At 47.5% G+C, this 13,633-nt stretch carries 10 protein-coding genes; 4 read left to right on the top strand and 6 right to left on the bottom strand.

The features are described 5' to 3' along the window. Positions 1–42 precede the first annotated feature (42 nt). Entirely contained in the window at positions 43–684 is a 642-nt protein-coding gene (locus HH301_RS17490) for a response regulator transcription factor (protein WP_206378273.1), read from the bottom strand. Positions 685–1,086: 402 nt separating this feature from the next. Between HH301_RS17490 and HH301_RS11200 the strand changes: the two genes are divergently transcribed. Continuing rightward, the gene (locus HH301_RS11200; protein ID WP_169568989.1) at positions 1,087–2,010 is read left to right on the top strand and encodes a D-amino acid aminotransferase; all 924 of its coding nucleotides are present in this window, start codon (positions 1,087–1,089) and stop codon (positions 2,008–2,010) included. 117 nt (positions 2,011–2,127) lie between these two features. Further along, positions 2,128–3,402 (top strand): MFS transporter, encoded by a 1,275-nt coding sequence (locus HH301_RS11195; protein ID WP_169568988.1) that lies wholly within the window; start codon positions 2,128–2,130, stop codon positions 3,400–3,402. Positions 3,403–3,405: 3 nt separating this feature from the next. Here HH301_RS11195 and HH301_RS11190 read toward each other — a convergent pair whose 3' ends face one another. The 4 genes from HH301_RS11190 to HH301_RS11175 are packed head-to-tail and all read right to left on the bottom strand — an operon-like array spanning position 3,406 to position 8,535. After that, positions 3,406–3,969 carry a sarcosine oxidase subunit gamma gene (locus tag HH301_RS11190; protein WP_169568987.1) on the bottom strand — a complete coding sequence of 188 codons (564 nt, stop codon included), beginning with the start codon at positions 3,967–3,969 and terminating at the stop codon, positions 3,406–3,408. After that, positions 3,956–6,979: a sarcosine oxidase subunit alpha gene (locus tag HH301_RS11185; RefSeq protein ID WP_169568986.1), complete on the bottom strand. Its 3,024-nt coding sequence runs from the start codon at positions 6,977–6,979 to the stop codon at positions 3,956–3,958. The genes HH301_RS11190 and HH301_RS11185 overlap by 14 nt, the downstream gene beginning before the upstream one ends. Continuing rightward, on the bottom strand, positions 6,976–7,272 hold the full coding sequence (locus HH301_RS11180) for a sarcosine oxidase subunit delta (protein WP_169568985.1): 297 nt from the start codon (positions 7,270–7,272) through the stop codon (positions 6,976–6,978). The genes HH301_RS11185 and HH301_RS11180 overlap by 4 nt, the downstream gene beginning before the upstream one ends. Positions 7,273–7,284: 12 nt before the next feature. Then, on the bottom strand, positions 7,285–8,535 hold the full coding sequence (locus tag HH301_RS11175) for a sarcosine oxidase subunit beta family protein (protein WP_169568984.1): 1,251 nt from the start codon (positions 8,533–8,535) through the stop codon (positions 7,285–7,287). Between the two features lie 290 nt (positions 8,536–8,825). Between HH301_RS11175 and HH301_RS11170 the strand changes: the two genes are divergently transcribed. Beyond that, positions 8,826–10,520 carry a formate--tetrahydrofolate ligase gene (locus tag HH301_RS11170; protein ID WP_240969449.1) on the top strand — a complete coding sequence of 565 codons (1,695 nt, stop codon included), beginning with the start codon at positions 8,826–8,828 and terminating at the stop codon, positions 10,518–10,520. A gap of 101 nt (positions 10,521–10,621) precedes the next feature. Beyond that, positions 10,622–11,596: a helix-turn-helix domain-containing protein gene (locus tag HH301_RS11165; RefSeq protein ID WP_206378272.1), complete on the top strand. Its 975-nt coding sequence runs from the start codon at positions 10,622–10,624 to the stop codon at positions 11,594–11,596. Here the strand turns inward: HH301_RS11165 and HH301_RS11160 are convergent. Continuing rightward, on the bottom strand, positions 11,593–13,629 hold the full coding sequence (locus tag HH301_RS11160) for an ASKHA domain-containing protein (protein WP_169568982.1): 2,037 nt from the start codon (positions 13,627–13,629) through the stop codon (positions 11,593–11,595). The two genes, HH301_RS11165 and HH301_RS11160, sit on opposite strands and share 4 nt — an antisense overlap. Positions 13,630–13,633 lie beyond the last annotated feature (4 nt).

Below are 13,633 nucleotides of genomic sequence, written 5' to 3'. Positions count from 1 at the left end.
TATTATGTATCAGGCTCAGAGGCCATCGTATTGTGCAACTGCTTAGAGAATTTCAAGATTATTCGCAATTGCCACCGCCTGAGTTCGGTTCTTTGCATTAAGATCCTTCATCAGGTTAGATACATGAACTTTGACCGTCCCAGGTGAAATCCCCAGCTCTTCAGCTATCAGCTTGTTGGATTTACCTTGCGATATAGCCCTCAGAACCTGACGTTGACGTTTGGTTAGCCGGCTCAGATTACCATATTCGTCGAGTTCAGAAGAAACAGATGTTTCCATTTCAACAGTGGCTTGTGTATGCATATCAGGTGGGAAATACTGCCCTCCGGCCAGCACAAGGCGAATAGCTGCCGTCACGATATCACGCCGATCACTTCGGTTTATAACCCCTTTAAATTGCTGACTTTTCAAACATTCCCTCAAAAATCGGTCATTTGTTTTACCAAATGCAATTATTGGAACTTCCCCAGCTTCTCTAAAGAATGTTGGTATAATGTCTCGGTCTTTATCTCGAGACTCATTAATGGCCAAGATGACGAGATCAGCGCCGTGCCCCCGAAGGCAATTCATAGCGCCTTCGACTTTATCTGCTTCACAGACAATGCAATTATCGAAGGTTTCCTCCAGAATACTTCGAATACCGCTTCTACAAATTTCATAATCGTCAATGATCAGGGTACGCATAGCTACAAATTCCGATCCAAATACAAGCTTACAGTTGGGTAAACTATTTGTGAAGGCAGAATACTATTCACAACTCATTAAGCTTGTCTCATAAGTTTTCTTGATAAGTGTCATTTTCCACTAATCAGAAAGGATGAACGGGCTTCACCCTCCAAAACCGTATAGGCCGAATTACATATATATGTGTTTAGTATTAACAAATTTTATAAATTATTGATTGATTTCAATCAATAATTTATAAAATTTTATCTAATAACTCTAGGCAATTACCAACATTTCTTCCGAATCAAATCTATAAATTTTTATCATTTTTTTTAAACTTAAAAACTTTTCATTGAGACCGAAGTTAGTGTTAAGGCTATGATCGTAAAATATAATCTAAAAAGTTTAATAGAGCCCTAAATGACAAACATAAACCACCATTCAACACATGCCGCTGAAATCGATGATCGCAACGATAATCTCAAAATTTATGTGAACGGAGACATTGTAGCGAAAGAGAATGCAATGATTTCAGTTTACGATAGCGGCTTTATGTTGGGGGATGGCATTTGGGAGGGGATCCGCCTTTATGATGGGAAATGGGCCTTTATTGAAGAACATCTGGATCGTCTTTTTGGGGCTGCCAAGGCCATAGATATGGATTTACAGCTGGACCGGTCCGGTTTTGTAGACGCCCTGAACAAAACCGCCGCTGCCAATAATATGACAAGTAACGTGCATGCACGCCTAATGGTCACCAGAGGGATTAAGGATAAACCCTTTCAAGATCCAAGACTGAGCACCTCTGGACCAACTATCGTCATCATTATGGAGCATTCCAAGCCTGCTTCGGCACTTATGGATCAAGGTATTAAGCTCCATACGGTTCCAATCGTGCGTGGTCTTCCAATTTCCCAAGACCCCAAGCTGAACTCGCATTCAAAACTGAATTGTATCCTTGCTGGTATCCACGCCCAAAAAGCGGGTGCGGACGAGGCACTGATGCTTGATCCCCATGGCTTTGTAAACACGACAAATGGCTGCAATTTCTTTATCGTGAAAAAGGGAGAGGTCTGGACATCGACTGGCGACTATTGCATGAACGGGATCACGCGAAAAAAAGTGATAGAGCTTTGCCGTGAAAACCAAATACCGGTCTTTGAAAGAAACTATTCCCTCGTCGACACTTACGACGCTGATGAGGCTTTCTTAACAGGGACATTTGGCGCTCAGACACCTGTAAGGGAAATTGATGGCCGTCTAATTGGAACAGGTGAAGCAGGTCCGATAACCAAGAAAATCCGTCAGCTCTATTTCGACCTCTTGAAGCGGGAAACTGCCTGATAAACCTCTCTTACCCGCCGTAATGGGAGGTTTAATAGAATTGACGATCTTAAACTGATTGTCTTATTGTTGCTCGGCGTACCAGTATCTTTCGATCCCCATTTCTGGATAGTTTCCATGACAACACCATCCTCTAACGGACCGGCAACGGCTCCGGAAGAAAGCTCGACTTTCCTTGACAGTTCCTATTCCTGGTTTCGACTGACTGTCTGTATGCTTATTGCCACGCTTGGCAATGTGGGCATGTGGTCAATTATTGTCGTTCTTCCCTTGATCGAGGAAGAATTCAATTCTGATCGAGCTTCAGCCTCCCTGCCCTTTACGGCGATTATGATTGGGTTTGGTCTTGGGAATATCATTGTTGGTCGACTTGTGGATCGCTTTGGCATTTTCATTCCAATGGTTGGATCCATTGTGCTGCTCGTCAGCGGCTTTTTCCTGACGACCCTGGTCACCAATATCTGGCAGTTCGCCATTTTACAGGGAGTGTTGGTAGGCCTTGGAACCGGTGCCTGTTTCGGTCCTTTAATGTCCGACATTTCCCACTGGTTTGACAAGAGACTTGGCATTGCCATCGCAGCGGCAGCTAGCGGGAATTATTTTGCGGGAACCTTGTGGCCCCTCTTCCTAAAGAACATACTCGAAACCGAGGGATGGCGGACGGCGCAAATTACGATTGCCTTGATCCTCCTTGTCACCATGCTTCCATTGGCCTTCTTACTCAGAAAAAAAAGACCAACTCTGAAGATTTCATTGGAAAACTCACCAACGCCGCAAAACAAGGGACCTCGAAAAATCACCAACTTGTCACCTTCAACACTTCAGTTCCTACTGATTGTTGCAGGCATATCCTGCTGCGTTGCCATGTCCATGCCCCAGGTTCATATCGTTGCCTACTGCGCTGATCTCGGATATGGCATTGCCAGAGGCGCTGAGATGCTCTCTCTTATGCTCGCTGGTGGCATTTTAAGCCGGCTATGCTCTGGCATTCTGGCAGATTATATCGGTGGCATTCGAACCCTACTACTCGGCTCTATCCTCCAGTGCATTGCCCTGTTTCTATACATGCCGTTTGATGGACTTGTGTCACTATACATCGTTTCACTTGTCTTTGGTTTGTCTCAGGGCGGAATTGTACCTTCTTACGCAATAATCGTCCGCGAGTATCTTCCGGCTGAGCAAGCCGGGCAACGGGTAGGTTTGATCGTATTTGCAACTGTTGTGGGGATGGCACTGGGCGGATGGTTATCGGGCCTAATCTTCGATCTGACCCTTTCCTATGATGCTGCATTCCTGAACGGCGTTGCATGGAACTTTGTGAATATCGGGATCATGACATTCATTCTCCTGAAATCCAAAGATCGCCCAGCGACCCCTGCCATGGCTGTATAGGTTTCAACTGAATTCCGCCATTGCATCACAGAGCCATTCTGCGACATAGCGGGAGAAAGAGTTCCGCACGTAGATATGATAGCAATCTGCGTCTGTCCGCTCGACCAAAGCTTGCGACTTTGCCAGCAAGGTTTGAGCGGAGTTTCCTATTCCGAAACTACGATCATGAAAATCAAGTTCAGAACTTTTGGCCAATATGTTCCGACAATCCGGACCAGTAAGTTCAAAAATAATTCTGTTAGCACTGAGATCTACGATTGAAAAAACCTCTTTTGTTCTTTTTTTCAATAACTTGCTAACAGTTTCTTGCAAATCACTTTCACTGACGATTAACCACTCATCTGGAGATAGCCAAATCGCTTTCACTCCAGCCTCGCTTTCAATTACCCTGTTCGGTTGCTGTGGCAAATCCTCGCCAACAAAGGCTTTTCCCATCTCCGAGAAGATTTTTGTATCAGCCTGACATCGCACATTCCATTGATCCCGAAAAGATAAACACTTCAGATTTTTAGGAAGTTGTTTTTCCAAATCTCCCAGAGGGGAGATCCAATGATCAAACCTCGCCATCTTGCTTCTCTCCTTCCGGGTCATAAAATACAGGGGATACAATCTTCGCCGCTATCGTTGTATTTTCAAGTGGCGCAAAGACCAACTCCCCTTCTTTCTCATGCCCGCCTCTGACAACGGCCAAAGCAATTGAACGTCCTAATGTTGCGCTGTAATAGCTGGAAGTCACATGACCAACCATGGGCATGGGCTTGGGAACATAGGGATCGAAAACAAGCTGCGCACCTTCAGGCAGGACATCATGCGGATTTTCGGTCAACAACCCAACCAGTTGCTTACGATCTTTTCGGGCCGTATCTGAACGGGAATAGGAGCGTTTTCCGATAAAGTCATCTTTGAGTTTGGAAACAATCCATGACATGCCCAAATCATAGGGTGTCATTGTCATATCCGTTTCCTGCCCAACAATGATGAAACCCTTCTCAGCCCGAAGGATATGCATAGTCTCTGTGCCATAGGGCGTTATCCCATATTCTTCGCCGGCATCCATGACCAAATCCCACATTTTACGGCCAGCATGCCAGGGAACATTAATCTCAAAGGAGAGCTCTCCAGTAAAACTGATCCGGAAAACCCTCGCTGGAATGCCATCAATCTCGGTTTCCTTAAAGGACATAAACGGAAAGTCTTCTGGCGATAAATCCAGATCAGGCGTCAATTTCTTCAAAAGCTTGCGCGCTTTCGGTCCCGCAATAGAAACCGTGGCCCATTGCTCAGTCACTGAAGTGCAGTAAACATCGAGTTCAGGCCACTCAGTTTGCAAGTATTCTTCCAGCCAATCCAGGACGACGGCAGCATTCCCTGTCGTTGTTGTCATTAGGAAATGATCATCTGCCAGACGCGCTGTTGTGCCGTCATCAAAAACCATACCGTCTTCATGACACATCAAACCATAACGAACCCGACCAACACCAAGTTTGGACCAACTGTTCGTATAAATCCGGTTCAAGAATTCTGCAGCGTCCGGGCCTTTAATATCAATCTTGCCAAGTGTCGATGCATCCAGTACGCCAACGCCATTTCGAACTGCGAGACATTCCCGGTTCAAGCTGTCCTGCATACTCTCCCCGTCTTGAGGGTAATACCAGGGGCGATGCCATTGACCGACATTTTCAAACAAGGCGCCATGCTGAACGTGCCAATCATGAATGGCAGTCACTCGAATAGGATCTGACCATTCTTTCAAGTTCCGACCTGCAAGGGCACCATAGGCAACAGGCGTGTAAGGCGGCCTAAACGTGGTTGTTCCAACATCACCCAATGGCTTATTTAAAATATTAGATATGATACCTAGTGCATTGATATTTGAAGTTTTTCCTTGATCAGTTCCAAAGCCCGTTAATGTGTAGCGCTTAACATGCTCAGAACTCTCAAACCCCTCCCGAATGGCAAGGTAGATGTCTGAAGCAGCCGTGTCATTTTGAAAATCAACGAAATGCTTGGCCTTTCCTACACCTATGCTTGATTTACCAGGCACCAACCAGCAGGCAACCGCATCTCCAAAGGAGGGTTCCTCAACTGACGGAATATCATGGATCTCATCAACTTCAAAACCTGCCTCGGAAACGGCTGCCCGGCCAGCATGATATCCGTTTGCAATACATTCTGACGTTGAAAAGTCACCGACACAAGAGCCTGCAAGATGTTGATTTTGAACAACTTTATGCGGCACAAAACAAAGCCGCTTTTCGTCATAGGAAAGTTTTCCTTGCGACTGACTAAAGAGATGAACAACTGGGCTCCACCCCCCTGACATAGCGACTAAATCACAGGAGATTTGTTTCGTTGATCCTGACAGGTTGCCGGTTTCCACATCAAAAGCTTTCACAGTCACGGATGAAACCCGTTTCTTACCGGCAGTCGCAACGATGGCATACCCTTCAAGAACTTCCACCCCAGCGTCCCGCGCCTTTTTGACCAACTCGCTGCCGCTGCATTTTCGAACATCAATAACCGTCACAGAGTTGGTTCCTGCTTGCTTCAGCAGCGTTGCTGGCTCATAGGCACTATCGTTATTGGTGAAGAAAACAGCTTTCCGCCCGGGGAGAACACCATATCGTTTCAAGTAAGCCTGTACGCTTCCAGCTAGCATAATCCCCGGCCGATCGTTATCAGCAAAGACCAAAGGCCTTTCATGCGCACCGGTTGCAAGAACTACTTGCTTGGCCCTGAAATGCCAAACCCGTTGTCGAGGCTTTCCCGCTCTCATATTTACGGGCAGATGATCTGTTTTTTGCTCCACAGCTACCAGGTAATTGTGATCGTAATACCCAAAAAGCGTCGTCCGCGTCAGAATCTTTACCTCTGGATGGGCTAATAGCTCTTCACGCATATTCTGGATCCACTCACTTGATGGCACCCCATCAATCATCCGATCCATATGACGGAGACTACCGCCTACTGCAGGGTTCTCATCGACCAGTACGACCCTGGCCCCTGCTTTTGCTGCCGTCAAAGCTGCGGTCAATCCTGCAGGCCCGGCACCCACAACCAAGACATCCGGATGATCATGCATCTGATCATAGATATCTGGGTCACTGCTGGTCGGCGCTTTTCCCCATCCTGCGGCCCGCCGAATGATGGGCTCATACAGTTTCATCCAGAAGGATTTCGGCCACATAAAGGTCTTATTATAAAAGCCCGCCGTCATGATTTTTGCAAAATGACCATTTATCGCACTGATGTCATTTTCCAAGCCTGGCCAAACATTTACGCTACTTGCCTTAAGTCCATCATAAAGTTCAACTTGCGTCGCCCTTAGGTTTGGCTGTGTATGACTGCCCTCTTCCAATTGGACAAGAGTATGAGGATCTTCAGCACCCGCGGCTACAATCCCGCGAGGACGATGATACTTGAAACTGCGCCCAATAAAATGCACCCCATTTGCCATCAGAGCGGACGCCAGTGTATCGCCTTCATACCCTTGATAGGCCACCCCGTTAAACGTGAAGGAGATAACTTTTTCTCGATTAAGGGCAATGCCGCCTTCTTGACGAAACTCTGCGCTCATGAGTTTGCCTCCGTCTTTTTAAGCTGAGGTCTTTTTTCACCCATTTTGTAAACAGCGAGAATTTCATGGCTAACTGTATGGCGAAGCACATTAAACCACTGGCGGCATCCGTGAGAATGATACCAGCGTTCCGCAAACACACCTTTTGTGTTTGTTCGCATAAACAGGAAATCTCCCCATTCTGTATCACTGAGATCAGCCGGTTTTTCGGGCCTGGCAATATGGGCCTCTCCACCGTAGCGAAATTCTGTTTCATGCCGGTCGCCACACCAGGGGCAAGGGATCAATAACATCAAAGCCTCCTATTAATGGGCGACGCCTGCAGCGCCATGTTCGTCAATCAAGGCGCCTGTTGTAAACCGTTCAAGGCTGAAAGGCGCGTTAAGCGGATGAGGATTTTCGTTGGCTAAGGTATGTGCAAAGCACCAGCCTGAGCCGGGTGTCGCCTTGAAGCCGCCAGTGCCCCAACCCGCATTGATGTATAGCCCCTCAACCGGAGTTTTCCCGATGATGGGTGAGGCATCGGGGCAAGTATCCACAATACCGCCCCAGCTTCGCATCATGCGAACGCGGCTGAAAATTGGGAAAAGCTCAAGACAAGCGCCGAGTTGATGCTCGATCACCTGAAAACTACCTCGCTGACCGTAGGAGTTAAAGGCGTCAATCCCCGCCCCCATAACCAGCTCCCCCTTATCAGACTGACTGACATAAACATGAACAGCGCCTGACATCACAACGCAATCAATCACGGGCTTAATGGGTTCTGAGACCAAAGCCTGAAGAGGGTGACTGTCAATTGGCAACCGAACATCAGCCATCGCAGCAAGCGTTGAGCTGTGACCAGCGGCTACAAGACCGACTTTCTTCGCCCCAATAAATCCTTTAGTTGTTTCAACCCCTACAACTTTAGAACCTTCCCGGCGAATACCCGTCACTTCGCAATTTTGAATAATATCAACACCACAGGCATCTGCCGCCCTAGCAAAACCCCAAGCTACGCTATCATGCCGGGCAACACCGCCCCGTCTTTGCAAAGTAGCCCCAAGTACCGGATGGCGCGCTTTGTTGGAAATATTTATGATTGGGCAAAACTCCTTTACCCCCTCAGCATCAAGCCATTCTGCATCAACCCCATTTAACCGGTTTGCATTGACACGCCGGACGCCTTCACGCACATCCGATAGGCTATGAGCGAGGTTCAAGACCCCGCGCTGGCTCAACATTACATTATAATTGATGTCTTGAGAGAGGCCTTCCCAAAGCTGCAGCGACTTCTCGTAAATAGCGGCACTTTCATCCCACAGGTAGTTTGAACGGACAATGGTGGTATTTCGCGCCGTATTCCCGCCACCAAGCCATCCTTTTTCCAAAACGGCCACATTGGTCAGGCCATGTTCTTTTGCCAGATAATATGCTGTAGCGAGACCATGTCCTCCGCCGCCAACAATGATGACATCATATTCCTTCTGAGGCTCAGGACTACGCCATTGACGTGGCCAATTTTTATGATGACTGAGCGCATTTCGGGCAATGGTGAATATGGAGTATTTGCTCATCGACCCCTTCTCGACTAAATCCCTGTTTATACGGAGCAACCTAACATGCTTTGTCTGAGACTGCCATGGAGTGATCCGAATTTTCGGCTCCAAACTGTCATCTAATGAATTAAAAACGACATTCCAAATTTTGCGCGTAAAATTTTTCTTGAGAATACGGAGCCAGAAGATTTAGTGTCGCATCGCGAACAGCCTCCAAGCCATCCGCAAACCCAAAATACGTAAATTACAGTTTTATAATCTATCCTGATCCAAGGGATAAGTTCCGCCACTAAATGAGGCCTTATTTTATGACCGATCAACACTTGAACCCAAAAAGTGATATTGAAATCGCAAATGCTGCAAATATGGAAAAGATCCTGAAAATTGCAGAAGATCGTTTGGGGATTGAGGCTGAAAATCTGGAACCATATGGCCATTACAAGGCCAAAGTCTCTCTCGACTATATCAATAAGCTGCAAGATCGACCTGACGGAAAACTCATTCTGGTTACAGCTATGACACCAACCCCCGCCGGCGAAGGGAAAACTACAACAACTGTCGGTCTTGGTGACGCACTTAATCGCATCGGAAAGAAAACCATGATCTGCCTGCGGGAGCCATCACTGGGCCCCTGCTTTGGAATGAAGGGGGGAGCTGCAGGCGGCGGATACGCACAAGTGGTTCCAATGACCGATATCAACTTACATTTCACCGGTGATTTTCATGCTATCGGTGTCGCTAACAATCTGCTGGCAGCTATGATTGACAATCACATCTATTGGGGCAACTCACTCGGTATTGATGAGCGTCGGATTAGTTGGCGCCGTGTCGTTGATATGAATGACCGTGCATTACGTTACATCGTAAATTCAATGGGTGGTGTTTCCAATGGCTTCCCCCGTGAAGATCATTTTGACATTACGGTAGCCTCTGAAGTTATGGCAATTTTCTGCCTGGCAACTGACCTGAAAGACCTGGAGGCGCGGCTTGGCAACATCATTGTAGGATACACTCGTGAGAAACAACCAGTTTATGCGCGCGACCTAAATGCTCAAGGGGCTATGACTGCACTCCTGAAAGATGCTTTCCAACCCAATCTGGTCCAAACTCTGGAAAATAACCCTGCCTTTATTCACGGCGGCCCGTTTGCCAATATTGCTCATGGCTGCAACTCGGTCTTAGCAACCAAAACGGCTTTGAAGCTCGCGGATTATGTCGTTACTGAAGCAGGTTTTGGTGCTGACCTGGGAGCCGAAAAGTTTCTCGACATCAAGTGCCGAAAAGCAGGGCTTAACCCCGAAGTAGCAGTCGTTGTTGCAACCATCCGCGCTTTAAAAATGCATGGTGGCGTAGCAAAAGAAGACTTAGGCACTGAAAATGTGTCTGCGGTTGAAACTGGCGCCCAAAATCTGGTTAGGCATATTGAAAACCTCAAGAAGTTTAATCTTTCCGTTATTGTGGCTGTAAATAAATTTTCCTCAGACACCGATGCAGAGATTGAGGCACTGCAACAGATTTGTGGTGAACTTGGTGTGCGAGCAGTTATGTCTGACCATTGGGGCAATGGGGGTGCCGGCGCAGAAGAGCTGGCAATGGCCGTTGCGGAACAACTCAATGAACCAGCAAAACCCATCTCCCTTATATACCAGGATGATGTTCCTCTTTGGGATAAAATTAAAACCGTCGCAACTGAGCTGTACCGGGCTGATGACATCGTAGCAGATCAAAAGGTTATGGGACAAATTAAGGAGATGCAGGATAACGGGTTTGGTCACTACCCCATCTGCATAGCCAAAACTCAGTATAGTTTTTCTACTGACCCTGCTTTAAAGGGAGCTCCGACAGGACATACTGTCCAAATCCGGGAAGCTCGCATTTCAAATGGCGCTGAATTTATTGTGATCGTGTGCGGTGATATTATGACAATGCCAGGGCTTCCAAGAGTTCCTGCAGCAGATAAGATTGGTATCGACGAAAATGGACAAATCATCGGTTTATTCTAGTTGAAATAGGCTGCAAAAATTTGTTGCTGAAATAGAATTGTTACAGTAGCGTTTCATCCATGTTGATGGAATTTGCTGGGGGTCCTCACAGCAACAATAATGTGAGCGATTCCGAAGAAGCTAAATACACGATTGGCTTTGTCTTAATACCGGAGTTTTCCTCTTTAGCGTTTATTTCAGCGATTGAGCCGTTGCGCCTAACCAACAGGCAATTAGACAGCAAAATATACAGCTGGAAATTTTATTCTCTGGATGGGCAATCTGCAGTTAGCAGCGCAGGCTTAGAATTCCCCGTTTCCGGCAGCATATCTGACATTACAAAACACGACTGCTTGATTATTTGTGGTGGCCTAAACGTAGGTGATTACTGTACAGCAGAGTTGAAATCGGCCTTGCGAAAAGCAGTCTCTTACGGGGCGGACGTGGGATCAATTTGTACGGGAACCTATATCCTCGCAAAGGCAGGGCTACTGGACGGATATAGATGCACGATCCACTGGGAAAATACGTCAGGCATTAAAGAAGATTTTCCGGATCTCGACATTACGAGTGAGCTTTTTGAGATTGATCGAAACAGGATGACCTGCGCTGGGGGAACGGCGTCATTAGATATGTTCCTCAGTCTCATAACCGCTCATAATGGTGAAGATGTTGCACTCGGCGTTGCCGATCAACTCATCCACCACCGGATCCGTGAAGGTAGTGAACGCCAGCGTATGGAACTGCGGGCACGTCTTGGAATTGCCCATCCGAAATTGCTGGCCGCCATCACCTGCATGGAAAGCAATCTTGAAGAACCCTATAGTTGCGGAGAGCTTGCAAAAGAGGTAGGCCTTTCCATTCGCCAACTGGAGAGATTATTCCAGAAATACCTCAATCACTCACCGACCCGCTATTATCTGAAACTTCGGCTGGACCGAGCTCGTTACCTGCTCGCTCAGACCAGCCTGCCTATCATTGAAGTCGCTTTGGCCTGTGGCTTCGTCTCAGCCTCACACTTTTCTAAGTGCCATCGGGAGCATTTTGGCCATACCCCAAGTGAGGAACGTCGGATCAAAGTTAAAACAGCCAGTTAGCCAGTTAGCGATTGACTACGTCGGTTTCGACGTCTTCGGCGTCCGCCAGCTGGATCATCTGACGCTTTTGGAGCGGGCTCTGGCAAAGCCATCACCTTCCTCAAATGAGGAAACGGATCCCGTTTGTGAGGCAGAGCCATCGCATCCACAAAATATTGCTGAAATGCTGGTTCAACAGCTGTTTCGACCTTTTCAACACGCCGAACAAGCTGCTCTGCCTCATCCCTTGCTGTTTGATTAAGCAGTGCAATTCGGGCGCCGTTCCCTGCAGCATTGCCGACCGCCTTTACCTCCTCCAAATCGCAATCTGGGATCATGCCAAGTATCATGGCATAACGTGTATCAATATGACTTCCGAACGCACCAGTCAGTAACACCCGATCGACTTCTGTTACACCTAACCGGTCCATCAAAAGCTTCGCTCCGGCATATAAGGCGGCCTTTGCCAGCTGAATAGCCCGAACATCCGTTTGATAAATCCGGATTGGATTCTGCTGATTTGGGACAAGAACATAAGCAAATGTTCTATCAACAGGTTCAATGAGTGAGCAGGTTCCTGCGTGGCGCCCATCAATAATGCCGTCTTCGGTGAGGATCCCAGCCAGATACATTTCCGCCAGTGCCTCAATAATTCCCGATCCGCAGATCCCCGTAACCCCTGATAGCCGGGTTTCCTCTTCAAACCCCTCTTCATCGGACCAAAGATCAGATCCGATCACTTTAAATCTTGCAATCTTTGTGACGGGATCAATTCGCACCCGTTCAATAGCACCCGCTGTTGCTCGTTGACCGCACGCAATTTGAGCGCCTTCAAATGCGGGTCCTGTCGGAGATGAAGCTGCCAATAGCTTATCCCGGTTTCCTAGCACCAATTCCGCATTAGTCCCTACATCGACTATCAATGTAATTTTTTCCTGCAGATGGGGTGCTTCAGATAAAATAACCGCTGTTGTATCCGCACCAACATGTCCCGCAATACAAGGTAAGAAATAGACACGGCCATCGGGATTGCTATTGAGATCAATCTCACTCGCCCACAATGTCAATCCTGAGTTTGTTGAAAGAGCAAAGGGCGCACCGCCAAGTTCGGTTGGATCAATCCCAAGTAAAAGGTGATGCATAATGGGGTTTCCAACCATTACCCCGTTCAAAATAGTATCAGGGTTTACATCAGCTTGATCGCAGACATCCGCCAAGAGTTCATTAATACCCTGACGTACAGTTTGGGTAAGGGCTTCATCTCCCCCCGGGTTCATCATCACATAGGAAACCCGGCTCATTAGATCCTCACCATAACGGATTTGCGGGTTCATCATCCCAGCTGACGCCACGACGGCTCCAGCAGATAAATCGCATAAATGCAAAGCAATAGTCGTCGATCCTACATCAACTGCAATCCCGTAAGCCTTGTCATGAAAACCAGGCCAAATTTCTGTAATCCTGAGTTCGCGGTGAATAGCAACTGTAACTTTCCAGTCCCCTTCTCGCAGACATTTTTGCAGTTTTTGAAGGGTGCGCAAATCACACTCCAGATCACCCAGTCCCCATTGGTCTTTCAAGGCAGCAGAAAGGCGCTCAAAATCACCGGTGGGGTTATGCATGTCCGGCTCTTCAACACTGACATAATGCAAGCGGATCGCCGGATCCATTTCGATTTTGCGATCATCCGCTGTCTTGACAATGACCTGGCGGTGCACCTGACTGGTGGAAGGTACGTCGATTACGACATCTTCCAGAATACGCGTGTGACAGCTCAAGCGACGACCTGGCTTCAAACCGCGTCGCTGGTCAAAACGTTTTTCATTCTCTGAGATAGGGGTAAGTGCACTTGCTGCGCTCTTGATCCCAAACTTATCAAACTGACCTTCGACAATATCTACCTGACATCGCCCACAAATACCGCGTCCGCCGCAGACGCTATCGATATCAACCCCAAGGCTTCGCCCTGCCTCTAACAATGGCGTCCCAGAGTCGAAATACCCTCGCTTACCGGAGGGCAAAAATACGACCTGATGTTTTTGATCCCCACTCATCGCG

It is taken from the genome of Sneathiella limimaris (assembly GCF_012932565.1).
Lineage (GTDB): Bacteria > Pseudomonadota > Alphaproteobacteria > Sneathiellales > Sneathiellaceae > Sneathiella > Sneathiella limimaris.
Note: the sequence above shows the minus strand (reverse complement) of the source record. Positions and strands in the feature narration are given on the sequence as shown.